Origin of the sequence: Bacillus thuringiensis (assembly GCF_001595725.1) — a bacterium.
In the GTDB taxonomy this organism is placed as follows: domain Bacteria; phylum Bacillota; class Bacilli; order Bacillales; family Bacillaceae_G; genus Bacillus_A; species Bacillus_A thuringiensis_K.
Genome location: NZ_CP014283.1, coordinates 403,145 through 420,837, shown reverse-complemented (window position 1 = coordinate 420,837; position 17,693 = coordinate 403,145). Strand labels below are relative to the sequence as shown.

Here is a 17,693-nt window from a genome sequence, read left to right as displayed (position 1 = left end):
ATTTCATATTTACATAAAAAATCCACACTTAACTAGACTCCTATACTCACACCATCCTTTCTAGACGAGCATAAGATGTACTAACGAACGAAAGGGGGTAATTTTGATGGGTTTTGGTTTTGGGGGAGGTTATGATTTCAATAGATGTGATGATCGGAGAGATCATCATAGAGATCATCACCGAAAAGACGAAAACAATAGACAGGTGAATAATAATCCAGAGTTATTACAATTCTTAAGAACATTAACTCCTGGTACTTGTATTGTTCTTCAATATGATTGTCAACCACCTACAAGTGCAACATTCCAAGGTTTTCAAGGAAACAATGTAATTATTTTATCTGACTTCGATTGTTTTCCAGGATTAGCACGTATCGCAATTAATAAAATTAACGTAATCTCTATAAATTCACCTGATTGTGATCGTTTCTGTTGTAAACGTCGCAGACATTGTAAAGAATGTGACGAACATAAACATGATAATGGAGAAGATTAATTAATTTTAATTAAAGGAAAAATCTTTCCCTTAATTTATAAGCCAATTTGCAAGAAAAACACCTATTAAAAAATAGGTGTTTTTCTTTTTTAAATTTTACTTAACTGAACATAAATAACAAACCATTCCATATATCGGACATATACTATGGTAAGGTCGGCATCCAAATGACCCAAATAAATACCCACGCCAAGAAATAAAACTACAAAGTATTTCTTGGCACCTTTTACATAAAACAAATAAATTTATTAAAAATGTACAAACCTAATTGAAAATCTGCACATATAATGTATTCTACCTTTCTATTATTTTATTGCAGGGATTTATCTTATATAAATCCCTTCTTTTAAAGTATTTAAACAATTTATTTAACATACATAATATAATAATCCCTAAAAACAAAATAAGATAAGAGTCTTCTCCCTCTTATCTTTTCCTAATATTTATTAAAAATTCTATTAAACTACTCGTCTAAAACTAATAGCATCTAATCTTATCATATTAAGGTTCGCAGTAGCCACCCAAATAAGAAATCTATTCTCTATGCGAATAAAGACTCGTATTCCATCAATCTGATCTCCACCTGAAAAAACTCTAATTTTATCGCCTTCCCGTAAATCGTTTAATCTTCTTCGTCCTTTAAAATTCCCTAATTCACTTACTTCCTCACAGCCTTTTTTTCTTCAATTTCTATTACATTCATCACATTCACATCTACGTTCAAAAGACATTTAACATATCCCCTTTTTCCTAAAAAACTTATTTGCACTATAAATTATGAAAGAAATTAATCGATTAGATGTTCTTTCTTTATCAATTTCCCAATTAGCTAATTTATTTAAAATAAAAATTACTAATTTCAACATTTGTACAAGCCATTTTGCATTACTTACATACATTAACAATGAGATGATGATCATCTTACACCCCAAAACCCTAAATTACCTGTTCGGTAACTATCTTTAAAAGATAGAAAAAAGGACAGTTTTTAACTGTCCTTTTTTATTTTTACTAAGATACATATTTCGGAATTTAAACACATCTTACTAATAAATACATATATTATATGATGCTCCAACACACTGCTAGATACAACTTCTTTAACAAAGAAAGAACTTATTTTCTATCTGTCAAGAATTTAGGTTCTTTTTTCACTGCTTTATATCCATTCATATTAATGCAATGATGTTACTTCCCTTCCATATAATCGATTCTATGCTTTTTATCCTACATTTATTAGTCATGAGAATTTCTCTCACCCTCAAAAAATATTTTTAGCGCTGTTAAAATTTTATTAACGTGAGTTTTGGATGTCTGTATCCATATAAATAATAAAATTTCCGTATAGAGATAATAAAAAACTTTAATTTTATCTTCAGAGAGGCAATAACCTTTCACACAACAATCTAATAGGCAGTTATTGAAGCTATTTAAAATTTGTTTTTTGTTTTAATGTTTTCGATTTTAGCAAATAATAATGTTTTTTAATTTTGGCCATTTCACACCAGTTCCTTTTACTAATCCCACCCCATCAGAAGTGCTATTTGATTTAGGAATGTTATTTCAAACAATTTCTATTTCATACATTGCAACATTTCTATTTTATTTAGTACATAATTATTTTCTTGAGAGCATTTAATGTCCTCTTTTTTATCAGGAATCACTCCTTTTTAAACTTCACCGTTCGAACTACTTACTACAAAAATACTAGAAGCTTTATTAACCTTGTATTTTCATATTCCATTCATAATTCACATTGATTAGTAAAGGATTGAAATATTAGAGGTAGATTATGTAAAATGAAAGTCCATTTAATTCGCATGAAAGCTTACATGGAGCTGCATTAGATCCAAGGTTAATTGAACCACTCTCCCACCGATTCCCCCTTTTACTTTTCCATCAGGACCGACTGACGTCAATAGGCCTACTGGCAATACCGGATCGACCGGACCACCTGCCCCACCACTAGTTTGTGATGTAGCTGGCAGTATTGGAGAATGCTCCTTTGAAGGAAGCCCTGTAGAGAATGGGAATTGTTCATTCGCTGAAGGATGTGGTACGACTGCAAATAGAGATTGCTCACACACTGAAGGAAGTCAAACTGTAGCAAATGGCTCTACCTCTCACCCAGAAGGAGTACATACTCAACCGAATGGTGAGGCCTCGCATGCGGAAGGTTCTCTTACGATTGCTGATGGTGATTTTTCTCATGCGGAAGGAGAAAATACTACTACTGCGGGATCTCAAAATGCCCATATTATGGGACGCTTTGGCGATGCAGAAGAATCCAATTCATGGTTTATTGCAAATGGCACAACGAATATATTTAGAGGTTTAGGAGCCAAGTGGCTGGCAAGTAATGGTGAAATGTATATTGACGGCGCCACTTATAACACAGGTGGAGCTGATGTTGCCAAGATATTCGAAACATTCGATGGAAATAGCATAGTTATCGATTACTTTGTCACCTTAGAAGAAGATAAAGTTAGAGTAGCTATGTCTGCAGATGAGTTCATCTTAGAAATCAGCAGCGCAACTCCTAGTTTACTTGGGAATAGTGCGGGATTAAGCTGGCATGGTCGTTATGTACTGGATGAATGAGGATGTCGAACCTATTACGAAGTGACAATTCCAGCAAAAAAAGATAAAAATAGGAATACAATCATTCTTGAGCGGTCGGAAATTCAACCTGTTATAAACCTGGAATGGGATCCGAAACGTGAGTACATCCCAAGAAAAAACGACCCGAATGGGTGCCAGTAGGACTAATTGGAAAGATTCTAGTAAGAGATGATGGCACTTGTCAAGTAAATAGTTAGTGTCGCCCAAATAACGAAGGAATTGCAACAGCAGCAGCTAATGGATAAAGAGTAATGAAGCGTACTGGGCCAAATCAGGCTTTAATTTTATTTCGCTAAAAATGTAAATTCTATTTCAATTATGTAAATACAATCACAACTTTTTCTCCTAAATGAATAAGCCCTACTATAAGGCAGAGCGAATATAAGAAATGTTACACGCATAATTCAACATCAATATCAACAATTCATTTTCATCAGAATAAAACTCCGTTTATATAATTCCTAAAGAAGTAGCTATTGTTTAACAATAATAAAATCGTTTAATTTTATCATCTAAAATGCAATAGCCTACTATCAACTTGAATGATAGTAGGCTATTAGAGTTATTTAAGACATAAGTAATATTGTAACAAATTGATATTTTTAGGTATATTATATCGAGTGGAGTTGAAAGTCCGTTTTTTGTTTCTCAACTTATTACACAGAATTTTCTGTCTTTTAACTTGTCATTTCCAATGGACCTTGATAAAATATGAATTACATATCGAAACACCCTTATTGGATACCTGCACCTCCCTGTGTAGGTATTTTTGATGTTAGTTTTTAAATAATGAATGCATTTTTCTCATTCCTTCTTGTTGCTTTCACGCATCGAAATATCCATTTCTCTTTCAAGAAAATCCAAATTATATTCACTATTTATAATTCTTTCCTAGGTAAAAAATAATGTTTTTTAGAATTTTTAACAGTTCCAATCCTATCTTTTCTAAGATTGGAAACTATAACATAAACGCTCTTTTTAATTGATAATCAGGATCTTTGATTTTTCTCTAAAAACTTTATTAATATTCAGCTAATTGTTACTCCTCCATAAGTTCAACATTTCGTTTGTTATTTATGTATGTTTGAATTTCGTTACAAAGATTAGAATATAGAACGATGTTGTGCAATTCGTTTAAAAGTATCCATTTAACATAGGTTTAATTTTCATCTGGGTTATCTGAAAGACAAGGTATTTCCCCTTCTTTTAACTCATATTCAAAAATCATTGTTAACGAATACACTGTTCCATACTGCTCTTTATTCTTAAAAAGTGCATATTCATATAAAAATTTAACTTCCTAATGTATTTACAACTGTTTATTCAGGTGTAGGTGGATGCAGTCATACAGCGGGAAGGAAATTTAGCATGAGTATGATCTTTTTAAGTGGACAGTTCCTACATATTTATACAAATTCAGGTAAACAACATGATCCAACTTTATTTTAAATCTAGTATCTTTTCCTTCTTATATTCTTTTTAATGCATTCATAAATTTTATCCATAACAAACGTTTCATGTTCTATCCAAATGGCTTCAGCTTCTTCTAATGTAACTACTCTTACTAATTTCTCAATTGCTGTGTCTTTAACTAAAAATGTAGCTACAGCACCTGTAGCTGTTGAATACTTACTGATAACTAAATTCATAATGTTATCAATCTCTAATACTGTATCGTTATGAGAAACCTTCTTATTTTGACTACTTTTGTTTGTTATTTCTTTATCAGACAATTGTTTTAATTGGGAATTTAGAGTGAATTCTACATAACCTATTGGAGAACTAATATCTGAACGAAATCTTATATCCTCAATTATTTCTAATACAATTTCTTTATGAGCTTCCCATTTTTTTAACACTTTAGGGAATACTTTTTCTTTACAGCGTTCTTCAAATCTTTTAATTTTTTGTTCAAATGTATTGGGCTGTTGAAATTTATCTAAATTCTTTTCAAAATGAATTAAATTGTTATCTTTCTTTTTTTGGCTATAGATAATAAATTTGATTTTTTGTACTTTCCTGCCTAATTTAATTTCTTCAAATTCAAAAGAAATATCTGTTTTTTGATTCAATTCTTTTTGAGAAGGTTTTAACACACGTTGCTTAAAATTTGCATAGTTAGGGTATATATCCATCGCATCTAAGTAATACCTTAAATTTTCAAGACTAATTGTACGTTCCTTTAAATCTTCATATTGTTTTAGTAGTTCATAAATACGTATAGCGTATGTACTTTTCAATTTAATAACATTAGCTAATCTATAGCTTGTAAACTTGTTGCTTAATTCTAATAGAAATGGCTTTAATAATGGATCGAAACGCATATCAATTGTTCCTTTATTTCTGTTGTAAATTGCTGAAGACAGCCAAGATACCTGTATCAGCTCTTCTCCAATACGAATTTCAATTACTTTTGATAATAATTCTTTAGTAATTTTACTTAACTCCGAATATTTAGTAGATCCATTTAAATCAAGTAGATCATGAAAATGTTTAATCGAGAATGTGTAGGTTTTAAAATCCCAATCATTAGGTTCAATATTACTAGCCAAACAAAGTAATATTTTTTGTTCTACTAAATTTAAACGTGAATTTGCTTCAATTAAAGTATTTGATTTTGAAACAATATTATTTTCTTTAATCTGCAAATCTTTACTATCAGACATACCTACATACGTCCCTTCTTTCTTACCTCTACTGTTCTACTAACTATAACAAATATATTCACTTTGCCACAATTTATTTTGTTTATTCAGAAAATTACACTCTCACTATTACAGTTAAAAAGCCCTTTGTTCTATATAAAAGTATTCCGAAAGTCATTTGAATAGTAATATTTTTTTGGAAATATTTACATTTATAAATTGTATAACCAAATTTGTTATCTTTAAAACAGTTTTGTTATGCTTAAAATCAAATTTGTTATTTTCAGAACCATTTTTGTTATAGTTAAAACTATTATCTTTAGAAATATTTTTGCTAGAGTTAAGCAACCAAATTTGTTATCTTTAAAACCATCTTTGTTAGAGTTAAAGAACCAAATTTGTTACCTTTAAAACTATCTTTGTTAGAGTTAAGCAACCAAATTTGTTACCTTTAAAACCATTTTTGTTATCTTTAGAACCATCTTTGTTAGAGTTAAGCAACCAAATTTGTTATTTTTAAAACCATTTTTGTTATAGTTAAAACCATTTTTGTTATCTTTAGAACCATCTTTGTTAGAGTTAAGCAACCAAATTTGTTACCTTTAAAACCATTTTTGTTATAGTTAAAACCAAGTTTGTTATCTTTAGAACCACTTTTGTTATAATTAGGAGTCATAATCCCTTATATACCAAGACATTCCATGCTCTTAAAACATATAAACATATAAAATATGTAAAACAATTAATATATAAATCAAGCAAAAGATAAATTGTTAAATCCATATACTTATTATCATTTTTAAATGAAATTTCCACGTCATGAAACCAAATTTGTTATATTTAGTTTAAATAGACAAGTAAACGTCAATTAATCATATAATTCTTTTGAGAATATTTAACTAAAAATTAAGTTATATACTTGATTGAAGTTTCATAAAATAAAAAAGCCCCAAAAAGGGCCTTTTGAGTTTCGAAAGAAAGGAATATCTCCTATATAATATATGCTTATTGCAATAGAATGTGAAAAAATACATAATAGTTTTATTTGGTGGAGCAGTGAAGTAGTTTAATCAAGGTGGGGGGATAGTTGAAGGTATCCATTGTGTGGAGATGCTTTTTTGTGAAGATTAAGACTCTGCATCACGAAATTTTTTAGAACAGTACCTGAATATTTTTAAAAATAAGAAACAATCCAGGTAGACACTCCCTTGACTAAAGTTGAGAGCTTTAATTCTAACGTATTAACGAAGCAGACTCTTGGATGACTGAGAGTTCGCAATCCATTTTTTGTCGTAAGGAAATATGTATAATAACGTTTTCTATCGATTATGGATATGCATATCTATTTGGTCAGCAATAATTTTGATAAGACACCGTTTCTTTATAAAACAATGCTCTGTTTCTTAATGTTATTTAGATATTGTACTTGTCTGATTGAGATGCCTACGGATATCTTTATTCTTTTTGCAAATTACATCGGTTAGGTTGAATTTTGTTCTCCTGAGATAACACGGAGCTTTTAAACATGAAAAGACCGCAAGGCTTTTTGAAAAAGCACTTTGCAGCCATCTGATTTCTTTTCTTGTTTAAATGAAAATCAATTGTATTCTCTTCTGATTCAAAGGTAGGATCTAAATATATTTAATTACCTTTAATTTATACATATGTTTCATCAAATCTTCCGGAATCGATTGTTGACTTCAATTGTATGTTTTTTGAATGCTTTTTCAGAAATTAATTTTTACCTGTTTTGCTTTGTCCATATATAAGATTAAGAAGCTGCATATATTCATCTTCTTGTCCGATATCAAATCTTTTCCCTTCAATCATTTTTCCATATACTTTTTTAGTCATAATTAAAGAATGAATCGCATCTGTTAATTGATATTCCCCCCCAACGCCAGGTTGAATGTTTTTTAATAAAGAAAAAATATCAGGCGTGAAAACATATCTACCAATTACTGCAAGATTAGATGGAGGATTTACTTTTGGCTTTTCTATAATATTTGTAATATTCATATAATTATCTTTTACAACATTTCCTTCGATAATACCATACTTCTCTATGCACTCGTCTGGTACCGTATGAATGCCTATTACACTATTTTTTGTCTCTTTATAAATACTAATCAACTGATTTAAAGCAGTTTCTTTATCCGAAACTACAATATCATCTGGCAAGAGTACAGCAAAAGGTTCATTACCAATAAATGTTTCACCTAATCTTATTGCCTCACCAAGTCCCCTCGCGTATGGCTGCCTTATATAATGGATTTGAACATTTGGAATAGCAAGATCTTTTAACAGGTGGGCTTTTTTTTCTTTTTCTAAAAAAGCCTCCAATTCTAATGAATAATCAAAGTAATCAACTATTAAATCCTTTCTGCTAGAAATTACAATTAATATTTGTTCAATACCTGACTTTACAGCCTCTTCCACAATATAATGAATCGCAGGTTTATTACCTATTGGAAACATTTCTTTTGGAATTACCTTTGTAATTGGAAGGCTCCTTGTGCCGTAACCAGCGGCTGGAATGATTGCTTTTTTTATCACTAATCTCTCGCTCCCTTAAGTGTTTAGAATATTAATATTCAGTAACCGCCTTACCTGCGCATGACGATTCCAAAAGAGGCTTTTACCTTCTGATTGCTTTCATTGCTTATATGAATAGGCCTTTCATTTGTCACCAATCCAACTTGTCCCTCAATATACTGTAACAACTAGTACTATAGTACTAAGTTCAGAGAGGTGATTATCATATGGATATATGTATTATAGGCTCTGGTTATGTGGGAATCACATCAGCAGCAGTATTAGCAGATTTAGGTCATGATGTTATATGTGTAGATAAGGATCAAGAAAAAATTCAAGCTCTCCAAAAGGGGGAGTGCCCCATTTATGAACCAGATTTAAAGGAGCTTATTCACAAAAATAGAAACCGATTACAATTCAGTTGTGATATCGATAATGCTATTCGACAATCACCTGTTATTTTTATCGCTGTAGGAACCCCTTCTACATCAAGTGGAAAGACGGATTTAAAATATATCTACTCCGTCATTGATCTACTGGTTCCAGCTATAACATCGTATAAAACTATTATTACGAAAAGTACAGTTCCACCAGGTACAAATCAACAATTATATGAAACACTTATTAAACGTGGGGTTTCATCAGCCTTATTCAATATTGTCTCCAATCCTGAATTTCTTCGCGAAGGCTCTGCTGTTCACGATATGTTCAATCCAGATAGAACTATTATAGGTATCCAAAAAGGTGACAAAACATCGTTAAAGATTATGCAGGATATATATATAGGGATTAATGCTCCTTTCCTTTGTACAGGTTTAAATGAAGCAGAGATGATTAAATATACATCTAATGTATTTTTGGCTACCAAAATATCTTTTATAAATGAAATTTCTCGAATTTGTGATGCATATAACATTGATATTGTTGAAGTGGCAAAAGGAATTGGCTATGACTTTCGAATTAATCCTCATTTTCTTCAGGCGGGGATGGGATATGGCGGATCATGCTTCCCAAAAGACTTACATTCACTCATTTATACAGCAACTGATAGGCACGTAGCAGTTCCTATTTTACAAGCTGTGCAATCCATTAACTCCACACAGATAGATCTCTATGTTGAAAAAATTAAAAAAGCTATAAAAGAACCCTCTTCAAAAAAAATAACAGTTTTAGGAATTGCCTTTAAGCCAAATACTGATGATATTCGTAGTTCCCTTGCCGTAATACTTCTTGAAAAGTTAATCCCTCATGGCTATGATTTACATGCCTATGACCCCAAAGCTTTTCTTCCTTCACATTTAAAAAGACAAGTTACCCAGCATGATAACCTAGAATCTTCAATTACAAATTCTGATTGTATTATTATCGCCACGGACTGGAATGAATTTAAAACACTTAATTGGAAACAAGTCAAACAAGTTATGAAGGGATGCACAATCGTGGATGGACGCAATTGCATTGAAAAAGATGAAATAGAAAAATACGGATTACAATATATTGGAGTGGGTCGGTCATGAAAATACTTGTAACAGGAGCCGCTGGTTTCATTGGCTCACATCTGTGTCAAGCGTTACTTAAAAATAGTGCATATCATGTAGTTGGAATTGATCATTTCATCGGTCCTACCCCAGCTACTTTAAAGACAGGTAATATACAATCTCTCGAATTGAATTCACGTTTTCAATTCATACGAGAAGACATTCTAAATACAGATTTATCAATACTATTACAAGATATAGATGTTGTTTATCATCTAGCTGCTATTCCTGGTGTGAGATCAAGTTGGGGAAAAGATTTTCAGCCTTATGTTACAAATAATATAATGGTTACACAGCAGTTACTTGAAGCCTGTAAACACATAAAATTAGATAAATTCATTCATATATCCACATCTTCTGTTTATGGTGAAAAATCTGGCGCAGTTTCTGAGGATTTATTACCTACCCCTCTATCTCCATACGGTGTTACCAAATTAAGTGGTGAGCACTTATGTCATGTTTATCACAAAAATTTTCACATACCAATTGTTATTTTAAGATATTTCACAGTGTATGGGCCAAGGCAGCGTCCTGATATGGCATTTCATAGATTAATTAAACAACTGCTAGTAGATAAACCTCTCACAATATTTGGTGATGGAACACAAACACGTGATTTTACCTATATTGATGACTGTATACGAGGAACAGTGGCCGCTTTAGAGACAAAAAAAAATATAATAGGTGAAGTTATCAATATCGGTGGAAAAGAACAAGCATCCATTTTAGACATCATTTCTATGTTAGAAAAAATATCAGGGAAATCAGCAACCAAAAACTTTCTAAAATCAGTTCCTGGAGAACCGAAGCAGACATGGGCAGATATATCTAAGGCCAGTACATTACTGCAATATTCTCCAACAGTTTCTCTATCCGACGGACTGGAAGCAGAATATCATTATATAAAACAACTATACAAAGGGGATTAGTTTATGAAAATTGCATATATATGTACAGAAAAATTACCATCTCCCGCAATTAAAGGTGGAGCAATTCAAATGATGATTGATGGGGTGTCCCCCTATATAAGTCAAGATTATGAACTTACTATTTTCTCTATTTCAGATCCAAGTCTTCCAAATCAAAAAACACAAGACAATGTCAATTACGTGTATGTGCCTCAAAAAGATTATGAACAGCATGTTATAAGAACACTTCAAACCAATACCTTTGATATTATACATGTCTTTAATCGTCCTAAAAATATACCTCTATATAAACAAGCTTCTCCACACAGTAAATTTGTATTAGGCCTTCATAACGATATGTTTGCTGAACATAAACTATCTATTTGTGAAGGCAATCTTATTATTGAAATGGTTACCGCCATTGTGACTGTTAGTAACTATATTAAACAAACAGTGATTGAGAGGTTTCCACAAGCTGAAGAAAAGATTTCCATTGTCTACTCTGGTGTTAATTTAAAACAATCTCCCTCCATCTGGACACCAACAGGACAAAAGATAAGAAATACATTTCGTACAAAATACGGTATCCAAGATAAAAAAGTGATTCTATTTGTTGGCCGATTATGTAAAAATAAAGGTCCAGACTTGCTCATTCAAGCTATGAAAAAGATTATTCAAACGCATAAAGATACGGTACTTGTAATTGTTGGTGGTAAATGGTTTAGTGATAACCGAGTAAATAAATATGTTAAAAAGCTATATAGAATGGCTAGGCCAATTAAAGAACACGTAATTTTCACCAAATTTATTCCTGCAGATCAAATTCATAATATATTTCTAATGGGGGATATATTTATATGTAGCTCACAATGGAACGAACCATTGGCACGTGTTCATTATGAAGCAATGGCTGCTGGAATCCCAATTATTACAACAAACCGTGGGGGAAATGCAGAAGTTATAACAGATGAATATAACGGCTGCCTAGTAAAACAATATGATAATCCAATGGAGTTTGCCAGACTTGTCCAGGCTTTGTTATCTCAACGAGAATTTGCAAAATGGATTGCTGAAAACGGAAGAAAAATTGTGGAGGAAAACTTTACATTTAAGCATACAGCAAAAAAACTAGATCAGGTATATAAACAAGTAGCAGAATCTACTAATCAGCCTGCTAGAAATCTAATACGCCCTCTCAAAATTCTAATTGTTTAAACTGCCCAGTATTTAACGTTCTGATGGGCTATTTGAATTGAGGAATTCCTAAATACAGAAACTTAACGGTTTCTAACTAATTAAGCTATCCCTGTAGTTCCTAGGGGTAAGAGGTGGAGCGCTCTGTTGCTAAGATTCTGTCCTACATTAACTTCTCAATCGTAATATGTGTGCTAAAAGAAGCAAGAGTCTACTCAAGAAGATTTGGATTTTTAACGTTTTTATTTTGATCAAAACAATTCGAACATAATTAACTAGAAATAAACATTATTGATACAACTACAATTTTCTTCCCGTACCATTTTGCTTTTTATTGAGGAAACTCGGCAGAGCAAGAATGGTACGTTAATATTTTCTACATTTCTTTATAAGTATGATTCCGCATAGCAAGGAAACGATTAAATGCAAAAAGGCTATAAACAATGATTCTCGCAATTCAGACTTTGTTTTTCTGATTCTTATAAATGCGAAAACTCCAAATGTTATTGATTAATATGGATTGCACCTCATCTTTATGTATGGTTCCTGTATTGTACAAAATAAGATAGACTAATGCTTGCCGATATTCAACCCCTTCCTAAATTTGATATTTCACATCTTTATATTTTTGAGGAGAGAGCCTTCTATCGAAAAAATAAATACGTGTGTTTGATATAAAAGATATATAAAGGTTGCCTATATGTATATATTAAAGAACAAAAAACGCTTGGAGAACCAAGCGTATTTTAGTGCTGATTATTTTACGCGTCTTCTTCTTCACCATCGTCATCATCGTCTTCTTCATCGTCTTCTTCATCATCGTCTTCTTCGTCTTCTTCATCATCGTCTTCTTCGTCTTCTTCGTCTTCTTCATCATCGTCTTCTTCGTCTTCTTCATCATCGTCTTCTTCGTCTTCTTCGTCTTCTTCGTCTTCTTCATCATCGTCTTCTTCGTCTTCTTCGTCTTCTTCGTCTTCTTCATCATCGTCTTCTTCGTCTTCTTCATCATCGTCTTCTTCGTCTTCTTCATCATCGTCTTCTTCGTCTTCTTCATCATCGTCTTCTTCGTCTTCTTCGTCTTCTTCGTCTTCTTCGTCTTCTTCATCATCGTCTTCTTCGTCTTCTTCGTCTTCTTCGTCTTCTTCGTCTTCTTCGTCTTCTTCGTCTTCTTCGTCTTCTTCGTCTTCTTCGTCTTCTTCGTTTTCTTCGTCTTCTTCGTTTTCGTCGTCCTCGTCTTCTTCTTCCTCTTCTACCTCGTTTTCTACCTCGGCTTCCTCGTCTTCCTCGTCTTCCTCGTCTGTAAAGATAACTTCTGTTTCATCAGCATATTGAATTTCAACCTCTACACCATTATGTGTACCAGATTGAATTATTTCAGCTAGAGATTTTAGAACTTCCTGTAAATCACCATCTGAATTCACACTAAAGCCATTCTCAACATCTAGTTTTATTTTTGCTCTCTTCACATCAGCCATTTACCTAACTCCTTCAATATAGATTTATATATACTATGTTGAAAGAATATGAAAAGATTAATCTATTTGCGGAAATTTCATTATTCATTTTCCTTAGCGCTCTTTACTAAGTTTGCTATCCATGGGCTTTTTAATGGATGATCGGGAGTAATAATTTTGACTTTTACTTTCGGCTTTTCTATTTGAGTTGGAACGACCTCATTTTGTTCCGTTTTTTGTTCTTCTATTTCTATTGAATTTTGAGTCTCTTCATCTTTTACTTCATCAATTATTGTAGTTTTTTGTGAGGATTTTTCATCTAGTTCTATTTTATTTTTCTTTTTCTTCCTCTTCTTCGTCGTCTTTCTCGTCTTCTGAATCTCTTCATCTTTTACTTCATTTTTCACTTCATCTTTTACTTCATCTTTTACTTCATCAATTATTGTAGTTTTTTGTGGAGACTTCTCTTCTAAATCTAGCAATCCGATTTTGGGTAACTCCTCTAATTCTATTTCCTTAATAATCTCTAAATTCTCTAGCACCGACGATTCATTTAGTACAATATTTTTTTGCTGTTCATACTCTGACAATTCCCACCCCATTGGCCCTGGTGGAGAAAACACAAATTTCTCTAAATCTAAAATAGGGATTACTATCTCTTCTTGTTCGGAACTCATTTTATTTCCCCCCGCTACTGCTCTTGATTTCTTGATAAATATCAGAAAAATTTTGTAAAAATTCTTCTTTAGAGTCTTCAAGTGCAATGATATTTTGCAATGCCCAAATATACTTTTCATCAGACCAAGAGCGCTTTTGTCCTAAATAGTATTTATGTGCAATTGCACAGAATAAGTGAGGGAACGATAAATCAGTCCAAAGAACACGAAATTGTTTTTCTGATAAGGAATTTTCCGAATCATATGCACTCAACATATGAATTGCTAAATTAGTATCCCAAACTGACATTTTTTTCATCACTTTATTTAAAATGATACGTAGATCCCTCACGGGTAAATCACTTGTAATAGAATGTAGCTCTTTCATAAACACAGCATCATCTATTTCTGCAAACCTTGCTAAAGTAAAGTCTTGCTGACAAAAACTATTAGATGCAATAACTTCTTTTGTCCATTGGTCATAATATGGATCATCTATTTCTTGTAATGCTCTCTTACCACGTGCTAACATCTTATCGACGTACTCTAAAAACATCGTTGAAAATACATCATCTGGAAAGGAGAGTGCAATTCTTTTATTTCCTTCTAATTCTTGTAATTTCCATCTGTATAATTTATGCCATTTTCCTAATCGACTCCGAATTTTACTTTCTTGCATAGGAATATAGCCTTCTGATGCTTGATGAAATTTCCCTGCATATATGAGTACCTTTTCTAACTGTTCTTTATTGTAATATATGACTTCTTTCCCTTGATGCTTATCATATAGTACATATGCATACCCATCAGATCCAATACAAAAGCCCCCTCTTTTTGTTTTATGAATGTTTGTAATTGGTAATCCATTTTGAAGGAGATGTAAATGTGCTCCAGCAATAAATAGCATCCTTTTTGGATGCATATGTGCTTGCTTTAATATTTTTAATCCTTCTTCTGTTTCAACTTCCCACATTGTTCTCCCACTTCTGCTTGATTGTAAAATGATATTACTTACTTCAAATGGATAAAAACTAAGGACCTTTTTTAAATGTTCACTCTCTAATCCAGTTGTTTCTTCCAACTTTCATCACCCTCCTCTTAAATTTTATAAAACTTCCCCATACACTTTCATTAAATCCATAGCGACTCGGTTCCAATTAAATTCTTTTTCGACCTTCGCACGTCCATATTTCCCTATCTGTTTTCTTTTATTTTCGTTATTTAATAGATCAATTATCTTTTCTGCATATGCATCAGGATTCTCAAAGTCATTGACAATATATCCATTTTTCCCTTCTTCAATAACTTCAGGGTTACCGCCTCGATTACTTGTGATAATTGGTAAACCCGCTGCCATTGCTTCGTAATGCACTCTAGCAAGAGGCTCTTGCCACTGTGAAGAGCAAACAAAAATATCTGACATAGCATAAAGTGTTGAAATATCCTTGGGCTTAACAAATTTAATAAAGACTACATGTTCTGGAAACATTGCACCTAAGGTATATAAATGTTTTACATAATTATTTACATTGTTATCTCCAAACCATTTTGAACCAATAAAAACCATTACGATGTCTGGGTTCTTCTCAATTATTTTAGGAAGAGCTTGTAGCAAAATATGAGGACCTTTTACTTTGCTCAAGCGTCCAACAAACAAGACTATTTTTTTATTTTGTAAATTCAACTGTTTTTGCACATGATTTTTAACTTTTGTACCATTCGCGGTCCACGAAGGATAATACTCATTTACATCTACACCAGAATATACTGTTCTTGTCTTTGCTTTTGCAGTTTGAAAGCGTGAGGTAATTGTTTTTCCTATATAATCACTAACTGTTACAATTTTGGAAACAGCAGCAATACATGCTTCGCCCTCTTTATCACTTATCTTTTCGTATGCAAACATTTCATTATGCACACTTAATACGAATTTAGTCTGTGGTGCCGCCTCACGTAAAATTGTAATCCAATTGGGACGATTACATAAATGAACCACATCATATTTTTCCTGTTTCAAATGTTTAATAACATCAGACAGATACTCCTCTTCTGGAAAACGTATATACCTTACACCTTTGTTTTTTTCTTCTGATTTTAAATTAGGATCTGTTATAGAAATAACTGTCACATTTTTTCCATTAGAAGCAATAATGGAAGCAACAGAATCTATATAAATTTGAATAGCTCCCCCCCGTACAGCTGGTACAGGTAGCTTTTCAGTGGATATTATCGCAATTTTCATTAAATCGCCTCCCTGTTTCATAAAATACAACTTTCTTCATATGTTACGAAGGAACCCTTATATTTGTGAGTTATCAAGCATTATTTCATCTTTTATAATTGAAGATACATAGTACTTTTTCTTCTTAAAGGCAAATGGCTAGAGCAAAAATGGTCATGTACCATACAGTAATAAGAGAGTATAAAAGGATGGTGGTATATGTGGAGAATCATAATGAAGAAGCGGTGTATACATTATCGCCCGAAGAGGAGCAAAAATTAGTAGCATTGGCAGAGACAATGATTCAACATTGGGACATTCAAGCGACTACAATTGAATTAATACAAGGTGGACAACTAGCCTTAGTATGGAAAATTCATACTGCAGATGGACCATTTTGCTTAAAGAGAATTCATCGCCCTGAAAAAAAGGCTTTATTTTCTATTCACGCTCAAGATTATCTTGCAAAGAAAGGCATGCGTGTACCGAGCATAATTCCAAGCAAAGTGAATCAGTTATATACAAAACACGGTCCATTTTTATTTGTTGTTTATGAATGGATTGAGGGAAGACCATTTGAGCTTACAATGCAAGAAGACCTTGAAATGATTATGAAAGGGTTAGCGGATTTTCATGTAGCTTCTATTGGCTACAAACCGCCACCAGGCATACCCATCTTTACAAAACTGGGACGTTGGCCCAATCATTACATTAAAAGATTTCAACAGATGGAGATTTGGAAAACTTTATCCGCAACTATGCCGGATGACCCATTTTCACAATTGTACTTGACTGAAATCGATGCTTTCATTTCAGAAGCAAAACACACACACCAAAGACTATTGGAATCTGAATATACAAAATGGACTGATGAATTACAAGAATTCCCTAATTTATGTCATCAAGATTATGGAACAGGAAATTCCTTATTAGATCCAAGTAATCAAATTTGGGTAATTGATTTAGATACAGTTTCTTACGATCTTCCTATTCGAGACTTGCGTAAAATGATTATTCCTCTCCTAGATACAACTGGTGTTTGGAATGCAGATCAATTTCAAATTATGATTAACGCATATGAGTCAGTTTCTCCTTTAACAACTGAGCAGAAGAAAATTATGTTTATTGATATGTTATTTCCTTACGAATTGTATGATGTGATTCGTGAAAAATACGTCAGAAAATCACCATTACTTGCTGAAGAACTAGCTGGAGCTATGGAATATGAAAGGATAAAGTCAAAAGCTTTAAATATGTTAATAGAGGAATTTTAATACGCAATATAAACCGTTTCGGTGCAAAGGTCACTGTTATCTTTTCCGACAGAAGGCCGCTTCCTCAAAAATGCGAAGGCGTGAAACACCAATTTTAAGTTGAAGATAAATGCCGGTAGGCATAAGTCTACGTTTTTTCATTTTTACTAG

Annotated in this window: 13 protein-coding genes and 4 pseudogenes; 7 read left to right on the top strand and 10 right to left on the bottom strand. The window is 32.5% G+C overall.

The genetic code is table 11. From position 1 onward, the window contains the following. Positions 1-106: 106 nt before the first annotated feature. Positions 107-496, top strand: coding sequence for a hypothetical protein (locus tag AXW78_RS28005; RefSeq protein WP_000505646.1), 390 nt, complete (start codon positions 107-109; stop codon positions 494-496). A gap of 458 nt (positions 497-954) precedes the next feature. Here the strand turns inward: AXW78_RS28005 and AXW78_RS35040 are convergent. From AXW78_RS35040 to AXW78_RS35350, 3 genes and pseudogenes are all read right to left on the bottom strand, one after another. Continuing rightward, a pseudogene (locus AXW78_RS35040) lies at positions 955-1,227 on the bottom strand (hypothetical protein). Beyond that, positions 1,228-1,416, bottom strand: a complete 189-nt coding sequence (locus AXW78_RS28000) for a hypothetical protein (protein ID WP_000584145.1) — start codon at positions 1,414-1,416, stop codon at positions 1,228-1,230. A gap of 891 nt (positions 1,417-2,307) precedes the next feature. After that, positions 2,308-2,583 (bottom strand): hypothetical protein, encoded by a 276-nt coding sequence (locus tag AXW78_RS35350; protein ID WP_000333408.1) that lies wholly within the window; start codon positions 2,581-2,583, stop codon positions 2,308-2,310. Between AXW78_RS35350 and AXW78_RS35580 the strand changes: the two are divergent. Next, positions 2,534-3,363: pseudogene (locus AXW78_RS35580) on the top strand (peptidase G2 autoproteolytic cleavage domain-containing protein); the annotation flags it as partial. The gene AXW78_RS35350 and the pseudogene AXW78_RS35580 sit on opposite strands and share 50 nt — an antisense overlap. Before the next feature lie 1,051 nt (positions 3,364-4,414). Beyond that, positions 4,415-4,558: pseudogene (locus AXW78_RS35030) on the top strand (IS4 family transposase); the annotation flags it as partial. A gap of 11 nt (positions 4,559-4,569) precedes the next feature. Here the strand turns inward: AXW78_RS35030 and AXW78_RS27985 are convergent. The 3 genes and pseudogenes from AXW78_RS27985 to AXW78_RS27975 form a co-directional block, all read right to left on the bottom strand. Further along, complete coding sequence (locus AXW78_RS27985; protein ID WP_001284019.1) at positions 4,570-5,784, bottom strand: replication initiation protein; 1,215 nt, start codon at positions 5,782-5,784, stop codon at positions 4,570-4,572. A gap of 1,352 nt (positions 5,785-7,136) precedes the next feature. Continuing rightward, a pseudogene (locus tag AXW78_RS35815) lies at positions 7,137-7,233 on the bottom strand (IS6 family transposase); the annotation flags it as partial. A 264-nt stretch (positions 7,234-7,497) separates the two neighbouring features. Next, positions 7,498-8,319 (bottom strand): UTP--glucose-1-phosphate uridylyltransferase, encoded by an 822-nt coding sequence (locus AXW78_RS27975; protein ID WP_000591177.1) that lies wholly within the window; start codon positions 8,317-8,319, stop codon positions 7,498-7,500. Between the two features lie 206 nt (positions 8,320-8,525). Here AXW78_RS27975 and AXW78_RS27970 point away from each other — a divergent pair, with 206 nt between their 5' ends. From AXW78_RS27970 to AXW78_RS27960, 3 genes are read left to right on the top strand one after another with little or no spacing between them, the layout of a single operon-like run. After that, positions 8,526-9,815, top strand: coding sequence for a UDP-glucose dehydrogenase family protein (locus AXW78_RS27970; RefSeq protein ID WP_000350304.1), 1,290 nt, complete (start codon positions 8,526-8,528; stop codon positions 9,813-9,815). Beyond that, positions 9,812-10,765: an NAD-dependent epimerase/dehydratase family protein gene (locus AXW78_RS27965; RefSeq protein ID WP_000699350.1), complete on the top strand. Its 954-nt coding sequence runs from the start codon at positions 9,812-9,814 to the stop codon at positions 10,763-10,765. The genes AXW78_RS27970 and AXW78_RS27965 overlap by 4 nt, the downstream gene beginning before the upstream one ends. A 3-nt stretch (positions 10,766-10,768) precedes the next feature. Beyond that, positions 10,769-11,959 (top strand): glycosyltransferase family 4 protein, encoded by a 1,191-nt coding sequence (locus AXW78_RS27960; protein WP_000686386.1) that lies wholly within the window; start codon positions 10,769-10,771, stop codon positions 11,957-11,959. A gap of 740 nt (positions 11,960-12,699) precedes the next feature. Here AXW78_RS27960 and AXW78_RS27955 read toward each other — a convergent pair. From AXW78_RS27955 to AXW78_RS27940, 4 genes are all read right to left on the bottom strand, one after another. Then, positions 12,700-13,413: a hypothetical protein gene (locus AXW78_RS27955; protein ID WP_061884957.1), complete on the bottom strand. Its 714-nt coding sequence runs from the start codon at positions 13,411-13,413 to the stop codon at positions 12,700-12,702. 80 nt (positions 13,414-13,493) lie between these two features. Further along, entirely contained in the window at positions 13,494-14,069 is a 576-nt protein-coding gene (locus tag AXW78_RS27950; RefSeq protein ID WP_000093660.1) for a hypothetical protein, read from the bottom strand. Position 14,070: 1 nt separating this feature from the next. After that, positions 14,071-15,129 carry a spore coat putative kinase CotS gene (gene cotS / locus AXW78_RS27945; protein WP_000393193.1) on the bottom strand — a complete coding sequence of 353 codons (1,059 nt, stop codon included), beginning with the start codon at positions 15,127-15,129 and terminating at the stop codon, positions 14,071-14,073. A gap of 24 nt (positions 15,130-15,153) precedes the next feature. Beyond that, entirely contained in the window at positions 15,154-16,290 is a 1,137-nt protein-coding gene (locus AXW78_RS27940) for a glycosyltransferase family 4 protein (protein ID WP_000684275.1), read from the bottom strand. Positions 16,291-16,439: 149 nt separating this feature from the next. Here AXW78_RS27940 and AXW78_RS27935 point away from each other — a divergent pair, with 149 nt between their 5' ends. Next, positions 16,440-17,543 carry a spore coat kinase CotI gene (locus AXW78_RS27935; RefSeq protein WP_002182058.1) on the top strand — a complete coding sequence of 368 codons (1,104 nt, stop codon included), beginning with the start codon at positions 16,440-16,442 and terminating at the stop codon, positions 17,541-17,543. The last annotated feature ends 150 nt before the right edge of the window (positions 17,544-17,693 follow it).